This window comes from Allorhizobium borbori (genome assembly GCF_014196535.1).
Taxonomy (GTDB): Bacteria; Pseudomonadota; Alphaproteobacteria; order Rhizobiales; family Rhizobiaceae; genus Ectorhizobium; species Ectorhizobium borbori.
Map to the genome: position 1 here is coordinate 203103 of NZ_JACIDU010000004.1, position 19770 is coordinate 222872.

Sequence of the window (19770 nt, forward strand, 5' to 3'; positions counted from 1 at the left end):
GGCATGACGGAAGCGGATGCGGGCGCTGTTGCGGTGGCGGAAAAGAACAGGGCGGCACGTCCCTTTTCCACCTTCGAACGGATGGTGGCCTGGCGTTATCTGAGAGCGCGCCGCAAGGAGGCGTTCATTTCCGTCATCGCCGGCTTTTCCTTCGCCGGTATCATGCTGGGCGTTGCCACGCTCATCATCGTCATGGCGGTGATGAACGGGTTTCGCACCGAACTGATTTCGCGCATTCTCGGCATCAACGGTCATATCATCCTGCAGCCGATCGATTCTCCGCTGTCGGATTACCCCGAACTCGCCAAGAAGATTTCAGCCGTGCCCGGCGTTACCATGGCCATCCCCATGGTTGAAGGACAGGTCTTTGCCTCCGGCAAGGTGGGGGCGGGGACCGGCGCTATCGTGCGTGGCGTTCGGGCCGATGATCTGCTTAAGCTCAAGGAAGTCGCCGACAACGTCAAGGCGGGCGATCTGCTCGGCTATGCAGCGGGCGATGGTATCCTGATCGGCACGCGCATGGCAAACTCGCTGGGTGTGACTGCGGGCGACCAGATATCGCTTCTGGCTCCGGAAGGCGACGTGACCCCGATGGGCACGAACCCGCGCATCAAGAGCTACCGCATTTCGGGTGTCTTCGAGGTCGGTATGTCGGAATATGATTCCGGCATCATCTTCATGCCGCTGGAAGAATCCCAGCTCTATTTCAATGCCGATGGCATCGTCCAGCAGATCGAGATTTTCGTCACGCATCCCGATCTGGTCGATGATACGCGTGACGCCATCGAACAGGCGGTCGGTCGGCAGATATATCTGACCGATTGGCGACAGCGCAACCAGACGTTCTTTTCCGCCCTCCAGGTGGAACGCAACGTCATGTTCATGATCCTGACGCTGATCGTGCTGGTGGCCGCGCTCAACATCATTTCCGGCCTCATCATGCTGGTGAAGGACAAGAGCAGCGACATCGCCATTCTGCGCACCATGGGGGCCACCTCGGGTTCCGTCATGCGCATTTTCTTCATGACGGGGGCGGCGATCGGCATTGTCGGCACATTCGCCGGTTTCGTTCTGGGCGTGATCGTCTGTCTGAATGTGGAAAGCATCCGCCAATTTTTCACCTGGCTTTCCGGTACCGTCATCTTCGACCCCGAGCTTTATTTCCTCAGCCAGTTGCCGGCTGAAATGAATGTCGGCGAAACGGTTTCCGTCATCGTCATGGCGCTGAGCCTCTCCTTCCTCGCCACCATATTTCCGGCCTGGCGTGCGTCGCGCCTCGATCCGGTTCAAGCCCTGCGTTACGAATAGAAGCCGAGTTGCCGATGACCTCCGTTCCAGCGCTGAAACTCACCGGGATCGACCGCCATTACGGCGAGGGTGAAACGAAGCTTTCCATTCTGACAAAGGCCGATTTCGCGCTTTCGAGCGGTGAAATGGTGGCGCTCGTGGCGCCTTCGGGAACGGGCAAGTCCACCCTGTTGCACATCGCTGGCCTGTTGGAGCATCCGGATGGCGGCGAGGTCTATCTGAACGGCACTGCCTGCGGCCATCTTCCCGATGAGCGGCGCACGGCGATCCGGCGTACGGATATCGGTTTCGTCTACCAGTTTCATCACCTGCTGCCCGAATTCACCGCGCTCGAGAATGTGATGATGCCGCAGCTTATCGCCGGTCTGACGCGCAAGGAAGCGGCGGAACGCGCGGCAGCCCTGCTCGATTACATGCGGGTTGGGCACCGGGCCGATCACCGCCCGGGCGAACTCTCGGGCGGGGAACAGCAGCGTGTTGCCATTGCCCGCGCGGTGGCCAATGCGCCGCTTCTGCTTCTTGCGGATGAACCCACCGGAAATCTCGATCCGCAGACCGCGCATTATGTTTTCGATGCGCTCGAGGCACTTGTTCGCCAGTCCGGTCTGGGTGCCATGATTGCGACCCACAATCATGAACTTGCAGCGCGCATGGATCGCCGTGTGACGATCTCAGACGGCAAGATCGTCGAGCTCTGAAACTTCCTGACATCGCTGTTCACGAACCGCCGCCAAAAACGGCGAATGCATACCTGCGCCTTCTGCGCAAAAATCCTGTTGACAACGAAACATAATGAGAACAAAATAAAAACATAAGAGAACAGGAGATCGAAATGACTGCCCTTCTTCGTGACGTAGCCGCATTTGCCTCGATTCTCACCTTCATCGCCAGCGTGTCGGTTATCGCGCTTTCCATCTGACCGTCAGCCCGCATGCTCTGGACAGGACCGCTCTGAACGGGAAAACTGGGGAGCGAGTCTCAGGAAGGCTGTGTTCCTCTTGCAGACATCTTTCCAAGGGTTGAAAGACAAGGGTTGAAGGCGCTCCTCGCGGCTTCGCTCGAAAGTGGAGGTTCCGATGGCCGATCTCGGCAAGGCGCAAGCTGACGCAAAGCAGGCGAGCCCTGAATTCGTGCATTTGAGATTGCACTCGGCCTATTCGCTTCTCGAGGGGGCTCTGCCTCTGAAGAAGGTTCTCGGCAAGGCGGTTGCCGATAGCCAACCGGCCATTGCCATTACCGATACGAATAATCTCTTCGTTGCCCTTGAGTTTGCCCAGAAGGCCATTGATGATGGTCTTCAGCCGATTATCGGCTGTCAGCTTTCCATCGATATGGAAGATGACAGTGCCGACCGCCGTTCCGGCGGGCAGGGCCTTGCCAAGCTTCCGGCGATCGTTCTTCTGGCGGCGACAGCGGCGGGTTATGAACGACTGACAAGCTTGGTCAGCCGTGCCTATCTTGAGGGTGAGGGAGGAGGCGTCGTCAAAATTACGGCCACATGGCTGCGTGATGGCGACAATGACGGCCTGATAGCCCTGACCGGTGCGCTGAGCGGTCCGGTGGACATGGCCTTCAAGGAAGGGCATGCGTCGCTTGCCGAGAGCCGGCTTCTGTTTCTGAAGGAGATGTTCGGGGATCGGCTTTATGTCGAGTTGCAGCGTCACGGACGTTACGATCGGCGTCACGAAGCCCGAATGGTGGCGCTCGCCTACGAACACGATCTGCCGCTTGTCGCGACGAACGAGGCCTTCTTCCCGTCGCGCGGCGATTATGAGGCACATGACGCATTGATGGCGGTGGCGCATAACGCCATTGTTTCCGATGATACGCGTTTTCGCCTGACGCCGGATCATTATCTGAAAAGCCGCAAGGAGATGGCGGAGCTCTTCGCCGATCTGCCGGAGGCGCTGGAAAGTACGGTCGAGATTGCCCGCCGCTGCTCCTTTATCCTGAAGACCCGCAAACCGATCCTGCCGCGCTTCACTGGCGGCACCGGTGACACGGAAGAGGCCGAGCAGGCCGAGTCCGACGAATTGAAGCGGCAGGCGTGGGAGGGGCTTGAAGAGCGCATCCGTACGCTCGGCATCGCGCCCGGATACGAAGAGAAGGAATACCGGGATCGGCTCGAATTCGAGCTCATGATTATCGAACGTATGAAATTTCCGGGTTACTTCCTGATCGTTGCGGACTTCATCAAATGGGCCAAGAGTCAGGATATTCCAGTGGGGCCGGGGCGCGGCTCGGGTGCGGGCTCGCTTGTCGCCTATGCACTGACGATTACGGACGTTGATCCGTTGCGTTTCTCGCTGCTGTTCGAACGCTTCCTGAATCCGGAACGCGTTTCGATGCCTGACTTCGATATCGACTTCTGTCAGGATCGACGCGAAGAGGTGATCCGCTACGTTCAGCGAAAGTACGGGCGCGAGCAGGTGGCGCAGATCATCACTTTCGGTTCGTTGCAGGCCCGTGCGGCGTTACGCGACGTCGGCCGCGTGCTCGAAATGCCTTATGGTCAGGTCGACAAGATCTGCAAGCTGGTGCCGAACAACCCGGCCAATCCGACGCCCCTTTCGAAGGCCATCGAGGAAGAGCCGCGACTTCAGGAAGAGGCGGAGAAGGAACCGGTCGTCGCGCGGTTACTGGATATCGCCCAGAAGATCGAGGGTCTCTACCGGCATGCGTCGACGCATGCGGCGGGTATCGTGATCGGCGACCGTCCGCTCTCCCGGCTTGTGCCTATGTACCGAGACCCGCGGTCGGACATGCCGGTCACCCAGTTCAACATGAAGTGGGTCGAACAGGCCGGGCTGGTGAAGTTCGACTTCCTTGGCTTGAAGACGCTGACCGTGCTGAAGACGGCGGTGGATTTCATCGCGCGCAAGGGCATCGAGGTCAATCTGGCGGCGATACCGCTGGATGACAAGAAGACCTACGAAATGCTGTCGCGCGGCGAAACGGTCGGCGTGTTCCAAGTGGAAAGTGCCGGCATGCGCAAGGCGCTGATCGGCATGCGGCCCGACTGTATCGAGGACATTATCGCGCTCGTGGCGCTTTATCGTCCGGGTCCGATGGAAAACATTCCGGTCTATAATGCTCGCAAGCACGGTGAGGAGGAAATCGAATCGATCCATCCAAAGATCGATTACCTCCTCAAGGAGACACAGGGCGTTATCGTCTACCAGGAACAGGTGATGCAGATCGCTCAGGTTCTCTCCGGCTACTCGCTTGGCGAAGCCGATCTTCTGCGCCGTGCCATGGGCAAGAAGATCAAGGAGGAGATGGACAAGCAGCGTGAACGCTTCGTCGACGGCGCGATGAAAAACGGCGTTTCGAAGAACCAGGCGGATATCATCTTCGATCTGCTCGCCAAGTTCGCGAATTACGGCTTCAACAAGTCGCATGCCGCAGCCTATGCCATCGTGTCCTATCAGACGGCGTACCTGAAGGCGCATTATCCGGTCGAGTTTCTGGCGGCGACCATGACGCTTGATATGGCCAACACCGAAAAGCTGAACGACTTCCGGCAGGATGCGCAGCGGCTTGGGATCGAAATCGTGCCGCCATCCGTCCAGAGTTCATTCCGGCATTTCGAACCGGGCGAGAACAAGATTTTTTACGCGCTCGCGGCCGTGAAGGGCGTTGGTGAATCGGCGGTGGAACACATCGTTGCGGTGCGTGGCGACAAGCCCTTCGCCAGCATTGAGGATTTCTGCCAGCGCATCGACCCCAAACAGGTGAACCGACGCGTTCTCGAAAGCATGATGTATGCCGGTGCCTTCGATTGCTTCGGGCGCGATCGCGCCGAAATGGTCGGCGGGCTTGATCGCATTCTCGGTTTTGCGCAACGGGCGCAGGAAAACCGAGTCAGCGGCCAATCGGATATGTTCGGGATGGGTGGCGGGGGCAGTACCGGGCCTGAGGCCATCGTGTTGCCTGCATTCACGCCCTGGCTGCCATCAGAAAAGCTGATGCGTGAATTCGCCGTGCTTGGCTTCTACCTTTCGGCTCATCCGCTCGATTCCTACCGCAACATTCTGGCGAAGATGCGTGTGCAGACCTTTGCCGATTTCTCGGCGGCGGTAAAGCATGGTGCAACGGCCGGACGCCTTGCCGGCACGGTGACGTCGAAACAGGAACGCAAGACGCGGACCGGCAACAAGATGGGCATCGTCACCTTCTCGGATTCGTCGGGTCAGTATGAAGCCGTGCTGTTCTCCGAAGCCCTCAACCAGTATCGCGACCTGCTCGAACCCGGCCAGTCCCTGGTCATCACGGTTGCTGCCGACGAACGCCCGGAAGGGATCGGCCTTCGCATCCAGACGGCGCAGTCGCTGGAAGAGAAGTCGGTTCAGATGCAGAAGGAGCTTCGCGTCTATGCGCGTGATAGCAGCCCCCTCAAGGCGGTCGAAAAGCATTTGGGCGCCAAAGGGGATGGTGTCGTGTCTTTCATTCTGATCAAGGACGAAGGCCGGTGCGAGATCGAAGTCGGCCTGCCGGGCCGCTATCGGATTTCCCCGGAAATTGCCGCTGCGCTCAGGGCCTCGCCGGGCGTGCTGGATGTGGAACTGGTTTGACGCGTTCGCCCGGTATCTCAACGCTCCGGGTGAAGCGGCTGAATCGACTCCTGTTTTGGCAAGCGCATGTGGCCGCAAAACAAGTGGTGGTGATGGCCGGGGCGAACGGCGCGGCTGACCGCATCCCAGTTCAGGCTTGATTGCGGAGAAATTCCCGATTTATCAATGAGTTGACCTGATTGCATGAATCAATATCGCAATGCGGGTGTCAGCTCTTTCGGCCTGCCGCGTCTGGCTTTGTCAGCGTGATGAAGTCCGTTCCCTGTCCGGTCTCCGGCGAGATGCCGTTATCGGTAATGGTGATAGAGGAGCCCTTGCCGAGGCGGCGTTCAATACGTTCGCGCAGGTCGTCGGGGATATCGATGCGATCAAGAGTGTGACCTGCCGCATCCAGGTCGGTGGTATCGGCCCGTTGTGTTATGCCGAGCCGTTTCAGGGTGGCTTCAGGCAACCGGTTCTCCAGCGTCATCGCGGTCCAGTCTGCTGATCCCGTTTGGGCGTCAGCTTCCGTCGCGATGAAGAAATGGGTGCCGAGTTCCTTTTCAGGGTCACGAATGCTGACGGGCCCCTCGAAAAGCGGTTTGAAATTCTGGCGTACGAAAAGCTGACCGTTCGGGAAATCGGCCTTGCCCGCGGCGCTGTAAAGCGCTTGCAGGAACGCTGGGTCCAACACGGTTTTGCCCGCTGGCAGATCGTGCGCAAGCCGGAATTCTGCAATGGCGCGCAACGTGGCTTGTCCCGCGTGGCCATCCGGGATGCCGGCATCGAAGCCAAGCTGGTTGAGCAGGGTCTGCATGTCTAGAATGCGTTCGCGGTCGCCGCGCCGGGTGATGAGAATGCGGATCGGCTCTTCCTGCTCCCTTGGTGCAGCAACTGTGGTTTGCGGCAAGGTCGTCGTCTCGTTCATGGCGACCTCAACCGCCCGTTCGCCGGCCTGCGGACGCGTGGAACGCAGCGGCGTGTCGGTCAGAAGCAGTATGTCGGGTTGCGCCTGGCGGGGGATAAACAGGTTGTTATGGCTGATGTGGACGGGAACGACCGGGGCCTCGGAAATCACGACATGGACGCCCCGCGCTGTCATGCCGAAGAGTTCGCGGGCGAACTTTGCCGGAAGCCGGATACAGCCATGGGACGCCGGATAGTTTGGAACGCGACCTTCGTGCAACGCGATCCCCGACCAGGTGAGCCTCTGCATGAACGGCATGGGTGCGTTCGAATAGATGTTGGATTCGTGATACTTGCGCTTCTCCAGAATGGAGAACACGCCCGTTGGCGTGGAATGCCCCGCCTTGCCGGTGGATACGCGGGTGGTGGCAATCTCTGTCCCGTCACGATAGACGGCCAGCGATTGCTGCGCCTTCGAAACGACGATCTGGAGAATGCTGTCGTCGCCTGCCAGTGCGAGCGACGAAAACGCCACGCCCGGCAGAAGCGCCAGACAGAATACGAGACGCGAAACCATACGAAACTGTCCCTACGCAATACAATGCCGGCCAGTTTAGCCAGGAATGCTTAAGGAAGATTTTCGGGCGTTCGGGCCGGTCAGCGGCGCGGTCTTGTGTTTCCGAACGTGTAGCCTGTCTCGATGGCTTTGTTGCCGAATTTGTTGCGCAGAAGGTCCATTGCGCCTTCGGCGCGCGCGCGCCGGGTGGCCTGTTCGTCCACGAGATCGGGCGGGTCTGCCCGCGCTGGATCGGTGAGATCGCTGACGCCGATGCCGATCAGCCGAAAGGCGTCCGCGCCGGTTTCCTTTTCCAGAAGCGTGACGCCGGTGCGGAAAATGCGGTCGGCAAGCTGGGTCGGGTCTTCGAGACGGCGATTACGGGTGCGCTGTCGAAAATCGCCGGTCTTGAGTTTGAGGACAACGGTGTGCCCCGCCACGCCGGATTTCTTCAGGCGCGCCGCGACCTTTTCGCTGATGCGGCGCAACACGCGGACAAGCTCGTCATGGTTCGAAACGTCGTCGTCGAAGGTTGTTTCGGCGGAAATGCTGCGGGCTTCCTCATCCGGCTCCACACGCCGGTCGTCCTTCCCGCGCGAAAGACGGTAGAGGCGCTGGCCAAGCGTGCCGTAGCGGCGCATCAGATCGCCTTCTTCCATCGTCTGGAGTTGGCCGATGGTGCGGATGCCATCGGCTTCCAGTTGGGCGGCAAAGGCCTTGCCAACACCCCAGATAGAGGTGACGGAGCGTGGCGCCAGAAAGGACAGTGCTTCCGTTTCACCGATGACGGCAAAGCCACGTGGCTTCCTGAGATCCGAGGCGATCTTGGCGAGGAATTTGCAGTAGGACAGCCCGACCGAGACGGTGATACCGACTTCCGCCTCGATGCGCCTCGCAAGCCGCGCCAGTACCCTTGCGGGCGGCTCGTGATGCAGCAGTTCCGTGCCGGACAGGTCCAGGAAGGCTTCATCGATGGAAAGCGGCTGCACAAGCGGGGTGAGTTCCTGCATCATGGTGCGCACTTGCCGGCCGACGCGGGCATATTTGTCCATGTCGGGTTTGATGACGACCGCCTCCGGGCATGCCTCCAGTGCCTTGAACATGGGCATGGCCGAGCGCACGCCGTGGATACGGGCAATGTAACAGCAGGTGGAAACCACGCCACGCTTGCCACCGCCAATGATGACCGGCTTGTCGGCAAGAGTCGGATCGTCGCGTTTTTCAACGGAAGCGTAGAACGCGTCGCAATCGATATGGGCGATGGCAAGACGGTCAAGCTCGGCGTGATAGACCAAGCGCGGACTGCCGCAGCGTCCGCAACGCTTGCGCTCCTCGGATTGCGGGGTCAGACAATCCCGACAGAAGCCGGGCGGAGAGGGGATGCTGGTGCTCATGGCCCGCTGGAACATAAGTTGAACATCGCCACCTTATGCCGCTTGGTCAGCACCTGCAAGATGGGCTACGCGGATATGCAGCCTTGCGCCGTTCAAGGATGCGAGGCGAAATGGGTGTCGATCAGGCGCGCCGCTTCCTGCCAGTCGCAAAACCGGGCCAGATTTTCCGGTGCGCGCGGCGCATGGCGGTGGATTGGTGATTCGGGCAGCATGTGAAGAAGCAGGCTCTGCGGCGCATGTTCCGCGACGGATTGAAGATTGCGCACCATGTCGTCGGCAAAGACAAGCGGCAACGGGCGCCCCTTGTGCAACCGTTCGACCACCGGTCCCTTGGGGCTTTCGGTGGCAATCAGCGGATAGGGCAGGTCGAACCGATCGAGCAGGCGACGCCGCTGGGCGCTGTAGAGCGGCGGCATCGCCGTGAGGAAAACAATATCCGCCTTTCGCGCAAGCGTGTTCAGAACGCTTGTCGCTTCGGTGAAAGGTGTTTGCCAGACCTCTTGCTCGTCGAAGAAGCGCAGAATGGCGGCAGTCACGTCGGCCTCGGAGAGCGGTTCGCCGGTGGCCGTTGAGACGATGTTGCCGAAGAGGCGGAACGAGCGGGGCAAAAGCGCAAGCTCTTGGCCGGCGAGATAAGTCTCGAAGGGAGCAATGAACTGCAGCACGACATCATCGACATCGAACACGGCAAGCGGGCGGTCGCCAAGGTGGATGTGGGCGATGAGATCGTCTTCGCTCATGATAGGTCAGTATTGCCCTGAATCGAGGCCGCCGCCGTAAAGACGCTGCCAGGCATCAGCGATAGCTTCAGGTGCAACACCGGTTGCCGTTGCAAAACGCAGCAGATCAGGTTCATTGCCCATTATAAAGTCGAGAACGCCGCCGAGAAAGCCGCGATCACGGGCAGCATCGGCGATCTGCGTCATCTGCAAGCCGGACAGCGCCAGAAAGCGCGCCAGAAGATCCGGCTCTTCCGACAGCCAGGCAAGTACTGTCAGCGCCAGGATTTCGGGTTCGGCTTCGGCCGGACGGGGTTTTTTGAAGTTGCCGATCATGTACTTGCCGGAATTACCGTTTTCGAAACCAAATGAATGTACTGTCTGCCCGTGGGGACGCGCGATGCTGCGCGAGTGAAGGACATCAGGTATGCCCAAGCAGGTTTTGATTGTAGAGGACAACGAGCTTAATATGAAGCTCTTTCGCGACCTCATCGAGGCATCGGGCTATCGCACGATCCAGACCCGCAACGGCATGGAAGCCCTTGATCTTGCGCGCAAACATCGTCCCGATCTCATTCTCATGGATATTCAGCTTCCTGAAGTATCCGGCCTTGAAGTGACCAAATGGCTGAAGGAAGACGACGAACTGCATGTCATCCCCGTTATTGCCGTCACCGCCTTTGCGATGAAGGGCGACGAGGAGCGCATCCGGCAGGGCGGTTGCGAGGCCTATGTCTCCAAACCCATATCCGTTCCGAAATTCATCGAAACGATCAAGACTTATCTCGGAGACGCATGATGAGCGTCAAGGTAGGACCATGACGGCACGAATTCTGGTCGTAGACGACATTCCCGCAAACGTGAAACTGCTCGAAGCACGGCTTCTGGCAGAGTATTTCGATGTCCTGACGGCTGAAAATGGCTATCAGGCGCTCGAGCTTTGTGAATCGACACAGGTCGATGTCGTCCTGCTCGACATTATGATGCCGGGTATCGATGGCTTCGAGGTTTGCGAGCGGCTGAAGGCCAATCCACGCACCATGCATATTCCGGTCGTGATGGTCACGGCGCTCGACCAGCCGTCCGATCGCGTGCGTGGCCTGAAAGCCGGCGCTGATGATTTCCTGACCAAGCCTGTCAACGACCTTCAGCTCATCTCGCGCGTGAAGAGCCTCATGCGCTTGAAGACATTGAGCGATGAACTGCGCATCCGCGCCGAAACCGCCCGCAAGATGGGGGGCGAGGACGTGTTGAAGGCCTTCGAGGAGCGGCTGGACGAGGCAGCCCAGGTGCTTCTGGTCGATGGTCGCGGAACCTCCCAGGAACGTCTCATCAAGACCTTGAAGCCGGTAGCCAACGTCATGGCGATGTCGGACCCGCAAGCGGCGCTGTTCGAAGCGGCTGAGACGAACTTCGACCTTGTGATCGTCAACTCGAATTTCGAGGATTATGATCCCCTGCGTTTGTGTTCGCAGCTTCGCTCGCTTGAGCGCACCCGTTTTATTCCGATCCTGCTCGTCACGGAGCAGGGCAACGACGATATTGTCGTGCGCTCGCTCGATCTGGGCGTGAACGATTATATCTCCCGCCCCATCGATCCGAACGAACTGATTGCGCGCTGCCTCACGCAGATCAAGCGCAAGCGTTACAATGACCGTCTTCGGGCGAGCCTTGAACAGACGATCGAACTTGCCGTGACCGACCCGCTGACGGGTTTGAACAACCGCCGTTATCTGGATAACCATATCAAGACCTTGTTCGCGCGGGCCGCCGCCAGGGGACGGTCGCTCTCGATCTGCGTTGTCGATATCGACCGGTTCAAGAGCATCAATGATACCTATGGGCACGATGCCGGTGACGAGGTGCTGAAGCAGTTCTCGAGCCGCATTCGGGCGGCGGTGCGTGGCGCTGATCTGGCTTGTCGGTTTGGTGGCGAGGAATTCGTCGTCGTCATGCCGGATACCGATGCGCCATCGGCTGTGGCCATCGCGGAGCGGCTACGCATGGGCATCGAAGGCGAGACGTTCATCCTGCGGGGCAGGGAACAGCGTCTCACCATCACCGCCTCTCTCGGTATCGCTTCCATTGGCCCGGACGTTTGCACGCCCGAACAACTGTTCAAGCAGGCGGATCTGGCGCTTTATGAAGCGAAGAACCGCGGACGCAACATGGTTGTCGCGGCAGCAGCCTGATATCGGCCCGTTGGCAGAATCACTTTTATTGATGAAAAGCGGTTTTATCGGCAGTGAAAACCCGACTTATGGCAGCTTTGGTTGTGGATAATGTTGGTTTTGCCCCAGAACTCGTCAGAATGGCGGATTTCATTCGGGAAATGACGTTCTGATGAAAAAGTCAGTTTTCCGAGCCACGGAATCAATCCTGAAAAGTTACCCTCGATATATTGGCACGTATAGTTCGTGCCACCGTGCTTTCGCATAGGGTGCATCAAGTTGAAAAGACATCGCTTTCGCGCCCTGTTTTTCTGCGCGCGGGCTGTAAACTATTGAAATTGCCGGAATGGACACATTTTGCGCCGCAAGAAATTATGATATACTTTTAATAGTACGAATTCAAATCGGAAATATACTTAGAGAAAAAAGCCACGTTCTTTTGGGTACGATAGAAACGTGTCCCATTTTTAACCATGAGCAATGATTAATTTTTTCGAACGTTAAGAAAATGTTGATTTCTTTTTTGAAATGCGCGACTTTCTAGTCACACAACGTCTCGCATACGCGAGGTGTTCCAGTTACCCCATGATGCTCAGGTCCGCCGCATCTCCTGGGTCGTGGGGCTGGTCGGCTGGTTCGCAGATTATACATGGTTCCTCGTGCCATGATGCGCATCGGTCGACCCCTTATCAAGCGCCGCGCCTTCGGGTTGCGGCGCTTTTTCTTTGCGCAAGCGTCACCGCCGTATCGCCTGGTTCGCCATGCGGGCGGGGACCCGCCTGGCAGGCAAAGCAAAGGGCGCGGCCCGAAGGCGCACGCCCTTGGCGAATGTCCTAAGATCAGGAATTACTTGATCTTGGTTTCCTTGAACTCGACGTGCTTCTTGACGACCGGATCGTACTTCGTCTTGGTCATCTTGTCGGTCATGGTGCGGCTGTTCTTGGTCGTCACGTAGAAGAAACCCGTGTCGGCCGTCGAGAGCAGCTTGATCTTGATGGTCGTTGCTTTCGCCATGGTCGTTCTGCCTTTAGCTAAAAATGAAGCCGTGGACGGCGTGTGGTCCACGGCGAAATCTGGCCGGAAACTACAAATCGCGCCCAAAAAGTCAAGTCTGTTTTGGTCGGAAAAGCAAACGGCCCAAGGAAACCAGCACATACAGGGCAAAAAATCCGGCAATTGCCCATGCAAATCCGTGATTGCCACTTACATCCATGGCCGCGCCGATTCCCTGTGGCCCGCCCACCGTACCCATTGCGTAGCAGAAGACGAAGGCGGCGTTGGCGTTGGCGAGGTCCGAGCCCTTCAGGCGCGAACCCAGATGCGTCAGGCCGATCGTATAGAGACCGGAGACACTGCCGCCCCAGAAGAGCAGGGTAATGGCCATCAGAACCCAGCTCACGCTTAGCAGCGGCAGACAGAGGGCGCCGATGAGGCCAACCACGGCCATGGCCGCCAGAAGCGGCCTGCGGTCGTGCATGCGGTCAGAAATCATGCCGAGCGGGATCTGGAAAACCATGTTGCCGACGCCCATGACGGTGAGCAGCAGCGCGGCCTGCGTTTCCGTGAAGCCTTCGCGGGTGGCGTAGATGGGAAAGAGCGACAGGCCGCCGGCTTCCACGGCGCCAAACACGAAGGCGGCGACGGTCGCAGTCGGCACGAGCAGGATGTAGCGCAGGAAGTGGTGTTCGGAGCCTTCGCCGAGATCGGGGCTTTCGTTGCGGGCAAGGAAGATCGGGATGGCGGCGCAAAGGATGGCGCCGCCGGCAATCAGGAAGGGCACGATGCCCTCGCTGCCGGTCAGGGAGAAGATCAGCGGCCCCATGGCAAAGCCGATGGACAGCACGGTCGCGTAAATGCCGAGCACCAGTCCCCGGCGCGAGGGCGGAGCAGCGGCGTTGATCCAGAATTCGGAGAGAACGAAGAGCGTGGTGATCGCACCGTGGAAGAACAGGCGCAGCGGGAACCAGTACCAGAAGTTCTCCGCGTAATAGAAGCCCATGCCGCTGGCGGTAGCGATGACGACGGCCCAGAGCATCGTGGTGGCCACGCCGAACCGGTGGGCGAACCAGGTGGTCATGGGGGCGGCAATCATGGCGGCAATGCCGGCCATTGCGGAGTTCAGCCCGATCAGCGTGGAGGAGATGCCGCGCTTTTCCAGAATGATCGACAGGAGCGGCAACCCAAGACCGATCGCGATGCCGACGGCTGTGATAGCCGAGATGGCAGCCGCCAGGGAAGGCCAGTGGATACTTTCCGCATGCCCGTGATCGTCAGGCGTCTTCGCCTCATTCATTGCCTGAAATCCTCACAGGATGCTGCGCAGTGCACGACCGTGGAGCGTGCGATAGAAGGGAACCGGGTCTGGGACGGAAAGCGTCGGGCGCGTGGTCAGAAGCGTTCTCACATCCGTGAGTACGGAGCGGGTAATCTTCGGGATGTTGAGACTTGGATCGCCCTCGATGTCAAGCCAGCGCACGTCGTGCAACTCGTCCGAATCCCGTGCCATTGCGGGATCGACCGCCGCTTCGTCGGCGAATGCGACGAAGAACCGCGTATCGTAGCGTCGCACGCGGCCGGGCGGTGTGATGGCGCGTACCGCAAAGCGCAGGCACGACAGGTCGGGGGCCGCACCGGCTGGAACGAGCCCTGTCTCCTCCGTAAGCTCACGCAGGGCGGCCAGCGCCATGGCGCGTGCCCGGGCGGCGGAAAGCCGGGCAGGTGGCCCGATCCGGAGCTTTTCAAGGACGGACGGACGCAGATCGGCGGAAAAGGGCAGGGCATGATCGCCGGGGTCGCAGCGGCCACCGGGAAAGACATAGGATTCCGGCATGAAGACGTGGCGGCTCGAACGCTTGCCCATCAGAACGCGCCAGCGTTCGGCAGATCGGTCGATCAGCACGATCGCCGCCGCGTCCCGCGGTCGCAGATAGGCGCTTCTGCCGCCGGCATCCATTTCATTGGTGTCGATGGTGTTGTTGCCCTGCAAACCTGCCCCCCTTTGCAGTTGCCGCCGTTAGCGCCGCCCGCGCGGTGGCCTTGTGCCGGGCCGCTTCGGGCCGCCGCGACGGGCGGTCTTGTGGAACGAGCGCATGGCCGGCGGCATCTTGCGTCCTTCGCTCAGCATTTCAAAACGCAGAGCGCCAGCCAGCGGCAGCGCCTCCGCCAGCTTCACCTCGACGCTGTCGCCCAGCCGGTAGCCAAGGCCGGTTCGTTCGCCGGTCAGAGCCTGATGGGCTTCGTCATAGATGAAATAGTCCATGCCGAGTGTCGAAACCGGCACGAAGCCGTCTGCGCCATATTCCGGCAGGGCCACAAAGAGCCCGGCTTTGGTGACGCCGGACACACGGCCCTGGAAGCTTTCGCCGATGCGACCCGCCAGATGGTGGGCCACGAGACGGTTGACGGTATCGCGCTCGGCCGCCATGGCGCGGCGCTCGAAGGTGGAGATTTCGGCGGCGATATCGTCGAGCGCCGATTCTTCATCCGGTGTGATACCGCCTTCGCCCAATCCAAGAGAACCGACCAGCGCCCGATGCACGATCAGGTCGGCATAACGGCGAATCGGCGAGGTGAAGTGAGCGTATTTCATGAGGTTAAGGCCAAAATGGCCGATATTCTCCGGGCTGTAGACGGCCTGGCTTTGCGAGCGCAGCACCATTTCATTGACCATGGTCTGGTGCGGCGTTCCCTCGGCCTTCGCCAGAATGCCGTTGAAGGAGTTGGAGCGTACCTGTCCACCCTTGGCCATGGAAATGCCGAGCGTTGCCAGAAACTCGCGCAGGGTTTCCTGCTTGGCAAGCGAGGGCGCGTCGTGCACGCGGTAGATCAGTGGCTGACGCTTCTTCTCCAGCGTTTCGGCGGCGCAGACATTCGCCTGAATCATCATCTCTTCAATAAGCTTGTGCGCGTCGAGCCGTTCCGGCACGAACACCCGGTCGACGGTGCCATCCGGCTTCAGCAGGATCTTGCGCTCGGGCATGTCGAGTTCGAGCGGCTGGCGGCGGTCACGACCTGCCTTCATGATCGCATAGGCGGCCCACAGCGGCTTCAGGATGGGTTCGAGCAGTGGTCCGGTCTTGTCGTCGGGGTTGCCGTCGATTGCCGCCTGTGCCTGATTATAGGAGAGCTTAGCCGCACTCTTCATCATGACGCGGTGGAAGGTATGGCTGGCTTTGCGGCCTTCCTTCGAAAACACCATGCGCACCGCCATGGCCGGGCGGTCCTCGCCCTCGCGCAGCGAGCAGAGGTCGTTGGAAATGCGCTCCGGCAGCATCGGCACGACGCGATCCGGGAAATAGACGGAGTTGCCGCGCTTCAGGGCCTCGCGATCGAGCGGTGAGCCCGGCCGAATGTACCAGGACACGTCTGCAATCGCCACCGTCACGATCACGCCGCCCGGATTGTCGGGCGAGGGGTCCGGTTCGGCATAAACGGCGTCGTCATGGTCCTTGGCGTCCGCCGGGTCGATAGTGACGAGGGGGACGTGGCGCCAGTCCTCGCGGTTCTTCATCGGTGCCGGCTCGGCGGCTGCCGCCGCATCCATCACCGGCTGCGGGAAAATGTAGGGAATGCCGTGATCGTGGATGGCGATCATCGAGATCGCCTTTTCCGAATCGACCGAGCCGATGACGTTCAGCACCTTGGCGCGGGCAAGCCCGTAGCGCCCGCCGCGCGTCACTTCGACCGAAACGAGATCGCCGTTCTTCGCGTCACCGGTGAAATCCGGATCGATCGCCATTTCCTCGCCGCGCCGGTCGATGGGGATGAGACGGCCGGCACCGCCCGGCATGGGCCGGAAAACGCCGAGCGAGGCATTGCGGTTCTTGTCGATGATCTTGATGACCCGGGCCGTATAGGCCGGGCCGGAACGATCCTTCGACGGGAAGATCTTGGCGACGATCCGATCGCCGAGGCCGGCGGTCGGCACCTTGGCGCGGTCGCCGCGATTGGTGGACGATTGGCGGATCAGCACGGCGGGGGCCACGCCATTCTCTTCCGACCACTCCGCCGGGCGACCGATGAGTTCGCCATCCTTGTCGCGGGTGGTAATGTCGAGAACGGTGACGGGCGGCAGCGCGCCAGGGCGGATCAGCGACTTGCGGCTTTTCTGCAAAAGGCCTTCGCTTTCGAGATCGCGCAACAGATCCTTGAGTTCGACGCGGGCGTCTCCCTTCAGGCCGAACGCCTTGGAAATCTCGCGCTTGGACGCCTGTTCCGGATGGTCGGCGATGAAGCACAGCAGCACTTCGCGCGGCGGCACTACGCCATGAACGATCTCGTCCTTGCCGGCGGAGATGTCGGCATCCGCGCGGCCTTTGCGACCGGCCTTGCGATCGGTGCGGTGAAAAGGGTCGCGCGGTAGCTTGCTCACTGGTCGGTCTTCTTCTTTGTTGTGGCGGCCTTGGACTTGGCCGGGGCCTTCGCCTTGGCGGCGGCCTTGGGCTTGGCGGCCTTCTTGGCCTCACCATCCGCGCTGGCCGCCTTCTTGGCGGGGGATTTCGTGGCCGTTTTCGCCGGTGCGGCCTTGCCGCTCTTTTCGGTAATGAGCGCCAGCGCCTCCTCGACGGTCACGCTTTGCGGGTCCTTGCCACGGGGCAGGGTGGCATTCACCTTGCCCCAGTTGACATAGGGTCCATAACGCCCGTCGCGCACGGTGATTGCACCGCCGGAAGGGTGTTCACCCAGCTCCTTGAGTGCGGCAGCGGCCGTGCGGGCACGGCCCGGACCCTTGGACTGCTTTTCGGCCAGAACGGTGACGGCGCGGTTGAGGCCGATGGTGAACACGTCCTCGACCGATTCGAGATTGGCATAGGTGCCGTCATGCAGGATGAACGGTCCGTAACGTCCGATACCGGCGGAAATCATCTTGCCCGTTTCCGGGTGCTGGCCGATGTCGCGCGGCAGCGATATGAGCGCCATCGCCTTTTCGTAGTCGATATCCTCCACCTTCCAGCCGCGTGGCAGGGAGGAGCGTTTGGCTTCCTTGCCATCGCCGCGCTGCACGTAGGGTCCGAAGCGGCCGGAGCGCAGGGTGATTTCCTCGCCGGTCATCGGGTCGGTACCGAGCGCCTTCGGCTCGGTACCGATGGCCTCTGCTTCCGCGCCGCCTTCGTTGGAAAGCTGGCGGGTGTAGCTGCATTCCGGATAGTTCGAACAGCCGACAAACGCGCCGTACTTGCCGAGCTTCAGCGAAAGCTGACCGGTGCCGCAGACCTGACAGACGCGCGGATCGGACCCATCCTCACGTTTCGGGAAGACGAGCGGTGCAAGCGCGTCGTTCAGCGCATCAAGCACGTTGGTGACGCGCAGTTCTTTCGTATCCTCGATCTGCTGGAAGAAGTTCTGCCAGAATTCGCGCAGCACCTGCTTCCAGTCGAGTTCACCGGCGGAAATCTTGTCGAGCTTTTCCTCGAGATCGGCGGTGAAATCGTATTCGACATACTTCGTGAAGAAGTTTTCGAGGAACGACGTTACCAGCCGACCCTTGGTCTGCGGCATCAGCTTCCGCTTGTCGATGGTCACGTAATCACGGTCGCGCAGCGTGGCGAGCGTCGCGGCATAGGTCGAGGGGCGGCCGATGCCGAGTTCTTCCATCTTCTTGATGAGCGAGGCTTCGGAGTAACGCGGCGGCGGTTCGGTGAAATGCTGGGCGGCGTCGATCTTCTGCTTTGCCAGCGCTTCGGCCTGGTTGATCTGCGGCAGGCGTGCGCCGTCCTCGCTGTCGTCGCCCTGTTCGCCATCTTCCTTGGCGTCGGTATAGGCGGCAATGAAACCATCAAAGCGGATGACGGAGCCAACGGCGCGCAGGCCTGCCTTCTCGCCCTTGTTGTCGGCGAGGATTTCCACCGTGGTGCGCTCGATTTCGGCAGAGGCCATCTGGCTGGCGATGCCCCGCTTCCAGATGATGTCGTAAAGGCGATACTGGTCGCTATCGAGGAAGCGCTTCACCTGATCCGGCGTACGGGTGAAGTCCGTCGGGCGGATGGCCTCGTGGGCTTCCTGGGCGTTCTTGGCCTTGGTGGAATAGAAGCGCGGCTTTTCCGGCAGGTAGCGGTTACCGAACTGCTCGCCGATGGCGGAACGGGCGGCATCGATCGCTTCGGGCGCCATCTGCACGCCGTCGGTACGCATATAGGTAATAAGACCGACGGTTTCCCCGCCGATGTCGAAGCCTTCATAGAGCTTCTGGGCGATTTGCATGGTGCGGGAGGCGGAGAAGCCGAGCTTGGAGGAGGCGGCCTGCTGTAGCGTGGAGGTGGTGAAGGGTGGCGAGGGATTGCGCTTGACGGGCTTGGCCTCGACGGTATCGACCACATAGGTCGCTCCTTCGAGCAGCGTCTTGATGCGGTTGGCGTCGTTGCCGTTGGAAATGGAGTTGCGCTGCAGCTTCTTGCCGTCGGCAGAGACAAGCCGTGCCTCGAACTCGTCGCCGCGCGGGGTCTTGAGGAGGGCGGCAATCGTCCAGTATTCTTCCGAAACGAAACGCTCGATCTCGCTTTCGCGGTCACAGACGAGGCGAAGCGCGACCGACTGCACGCGGCCGGCCGAACGGGCGCCCGGCAGCTTGCGCCAAAGAACCGGCGACAGGTTGAACCCGACAAGATAGTCGAGGGCACGGCGGGCCAGATAGGCATCGACCAGCGGCTCGTCGATATCGCGTGGATTGGCCATGGCATCGAGCACGGCCTTTTTGGTGATGGCATTGAAGACGACACGCTTCACCGGCTTGTCGCCGATCACCCGCTTCTTCTTCAATACGTCGAGCACATGCCAGGAAATCGCTTCACCTTCGCGATCCGGGTCGGTCGCGAGAAACAGGGCGTCGGACGATTTGACCGCGTCCGCAATATCCTTGATTCGCTTCTGCGAGGCGCTGTCGACCTCCCAGACCATCTCGAAATCCTGGTCCGGAAGCACGGAACCGTCCTTGGCGGGCAGGTCTCGCACATGGCCGAAAGACGCCAGCACCTTATAGCCCGGACCGAGATATTTGTTGATTGTCTTGGCCTTGGCAGGCGATTCTACCACTACGACGTTCATACGTGCTTCTCTAAGGATACGGAACCGGGAGGGCGGGCTGCGTTCGACATGGCCGCAGGGTTGTAGCCGTGACAGTCTTCCGAAATGGACAGGGATTCGCCTGCGGTCAAGTGTTTTCCGCTA

General features: G+C 60.2%; 14 protein-coding genes. 5 read left to right on the plus strand and 9 right to left on the minus strand.

Annotated features, from left to right (window positions below; translation table 11 throughout):
- Positions 1–3 precede the first annotated feature (3 nt).
- The 3 genes from GGQ66_RS06755 (at position 4) to dnaE (ending at position 5882) form a co-directional block, all read left to right on the plus strand.
- On the plus strand, positions 4–1308 hold the full coding sequence (locus GGQ66_RS06755) for a lipoprotein-releasing ABC transporter permease subunit (protein WP_183790761.1): 1305 nt from the start codon (positions 4–6) through the stop codon (positions 1306–1308).
- 14 nt (positions 1309–1322) lie between these two features.
- Complete coding sequence (locus GGQ66_RS06760; RefSeq protein WP_183790763.1) at positions 1323–2006, plus strand: ABC transporter ATP-binding protein; 684 nt, start codon at positions 1323–1325, stop codon at positions 2004–2006.
- Positions 2007–2384: 378 nt separating this feature from the next.
- Positions 2385–5882, plus strand: a complete 3498-nt coding sequence (dnaE, locus tag GGQ66_RS06765) for a DNA polymerase III subunit alpha (protein WP_183790765.1) — start codon at positions 2385–2387, stop codon at positions 5880–5882.
- A gap of 208 nt (positions 5883–6090) precedes the next feature.
- On the opposite strand, the gene GGQ66_RS06770 is transcribed toward dnaE, so the two are convergent.
- From GGQ66_RS06770 to GGQ66_RS06785, 4 genes are all read right to left on the minus strand, one after another.
- The gene (locus GGQ66_RS06770) at positions 6091–7344 is read right to left on the minus strand and encodes a L,D-transpeptidase family protein (protein ID WP_183790768.1); all 1254 of its coding nucleotides are present in this window, start codon (positions 7342–7344) and stop codon (positions 6091–6093) included.
- 80 nt (positions 7345–7424) lie between these two features.
- On the minus strand, positions 7425–8717 hold the full coding sequence (locus GGQ66_RS06775) for a DNA polymerase IV (protein WP_183790770.1): 1293 nt from the start codon (positions 8715–8717) through the stop codon (positions 7425–7427).
- A 92-nt stretch (positions 8718–8809) separates the two neighbouring features.
- A complete protein-coding gene (locus tag GGQ66_RS06780) occupies positions 8810–9460 on the minus strand; it encodes a hypothetical protein (RefSeq protein ID WP_370686307.1) in 651 nt (216 codons plus the stop codon).
- Between the two features lie 3 nt (positions 9461–9463).
- Positions 9464–9772, minus strand: a complete 309-nt coding sequence (locus GGQ66_RS06785) for a DUF3572 domain-containing protein (RefSeq protein WP_183790775.1) — start codon at positions 9770–9772, stop codon at positions 9464–9466.
- Positions 9773–9863: 91 nt separating this feature from the next.
- Here GGQ66_RS06785 and GGQ66_RS06790 point away from each other — a divergent pair, with 91 nt between their 5' ends.
- Positions 9864–10235: a response regulator gene (locus tag GGQ66_RS06790; RefSeq protein WP_183790777.1), complete on the plus strand. Its 372-nt coding sequence runs from the start codon at positions 9864–9866 to the stop codon at positions 10233–10235.
- Between the two features lie 19 nt (positions 10236–10254).
- Positions 10255–11628 carry a PleD family two-component system response regulator gene (locus tag GGQ66_RS06795; RefSeq protein ID WP_183790779.1) on the plus strand — a complete coding sequence of 458 codons (1374 nt, stop codon included), beginning with the start codon at positions 10255–10257 and terminating at the stop codon, positions 11626–11628.
- An 825-nt stretch (positions 11629–12453) separates the two neighbouring features.
- Here the strand turns inward: GGQ66_RS06795 and rpmG are convergent.
- From rpmG to topA, 5 genes are all read right to left on the minus strand, one after another.
- The gene (gene rpmG, locus GGQ66_RS06800; RefSeq protein ID WP_023512792.1) at positions 12454–12621 is read right to left on the minus strand and encodes a 50S ribosomal protein L33; all 168 of its coding nucleotides are present in this window, start codon (positions 12619–12621) and stop codon (positions 12454–12456) included.
- A gap of 91 nt (positions 12622–12712) precedes the next feature.
- On the minus strand, positions 12713–13900 hold the full coding sequence (locus GGQ66_RS06805) for an MFS transporter (RefSeq protein WP_183790781.1): 1188 nt from the start codon (positions 13898–13900) through the stop codon (positions 12713–12715).
- A gap of 12 nt (positions 13901–13912) precedes the next feature.
- Positions 13913–14560, minus strand: coding sequence for an NUDIX hydrolase (locus GGQ66_RS06810; protein ID WP_183790978.1), 648 nt, complete (start codon positions 14558–14560; stop codon positions 13913–13915).
- Positions 14561–14620: 60 nt separating this feature from the next.
- Positions 14621–16978 (minus strand): ribonuclease R, encoded by a 2358-nt coding sequence (gene rnr / locus GGQ66_RS06815; protein WP_183790783.1) that lies wholly within the window; start codon positions 16976–16978, stop codon positions 14621–14623.
- Positions 16975–19647 carry a type I DNA topoisomerase gene (topA, locus tag GGQ66_RS06820; protein WP_183790786.1) on the minus strand — a complete coding sequence of 891 codons (2673 nt, stop codon included), beginning with the start codon at positions 19645–19647 and terminating at the stop codon, positions 16975–16977. The genes rnr and topA overlap by 4 nt, the downstream gene beginning before the upstream one ends.
- Positions 19648–19770: the final 123 nt, after the last annotated feature.

Bases quoted from the DNA above. Each gene is read 5' to 3' on its own strand.
- GGQ66_RS06760 (WP_183790763.1), top strand. From the start codon at position 1,323: ATGACCTCCGTTCCAGCGCTGAAACTCACCGGGATCGACCGCCATTAC.
- GGQ66_RS06785 (WP_183790775.1), bottom strand. From the start codon at position 9,772: ATGATCGGCAACTTCAAAAAACCCCGTCCGGCCGAAGCCGAACCCGAA.
- rpmG (WP_023512792.1), bottom strand. From the start codon at position 12,621: ATGGCGAAAGCAACGACCATCAAGATCAAGCTGCTCTCGACGGCCGAC.
- topA (WP_183790786.1), bottom strand. From the start codon at position 19,647: ATGAACGTCGTAGTGGTAGAATCGCCTGCCAAGGCCAAGACAATCAAC.
- GGQ66_RS06795 (WP_183790779.1), top strand. From the start codon at position 10,255: ATGACGGCACGAATTCTGGTCGTAGACGACATTCCCGCAAACGTGAAA.
- GGQ66_RS06755 (WP_183790761.1), top strand. From the start codon at position 4: ATGACGGAAGCGGATGCGGGCGCTGTTGCGGTGGCGGAAAAGAACAGG.
- GGQ66_RS06770 (WP_183790768.1), bottom strand. From the start codon at position 7,344: ATGGTTTCGCGTCTCGTATTCTGTCTGGCGCTTCTGCCGGGCGTGGCG.
- GGQ66_RS06810 (WP_183790978.1), bottom strand. From the start codon at position 14,560: ATGGATGCCGGCGGCAGAAGCGCCTATCTGCGACCGCGGGACGCGGCG.
- GGQ66_RS06805 (WP_183790781.1), bottom strand. From the start codon at position 13,900: ATGAATGAGGCGAAGACGCCTGACGATCACGGGCATGCGGAAAGTATC.
- GGQ66_RS06775 (WP_183790770.1), bottom strand. From the start codon at position 8,717: ATGAGCACCAGCATCCCCTCTCCGCCCGGCTTCTGTCGGGATTGTCTG.
- dnaE (WP_183790765.1), top strand. From the start codon at position 2,385: ATGGCCGATCTCGGCAAGGCGCAAGCTGACGCAAAGCAGGCGAGCCCT.
- GGQ66_RS06790 (WP_183790777.1), top strand. From the start codon at position 9,864: ATGCCCAAGCAGGTTTTGATTGTAGAGGACAACGAGCTTAATATGAAG.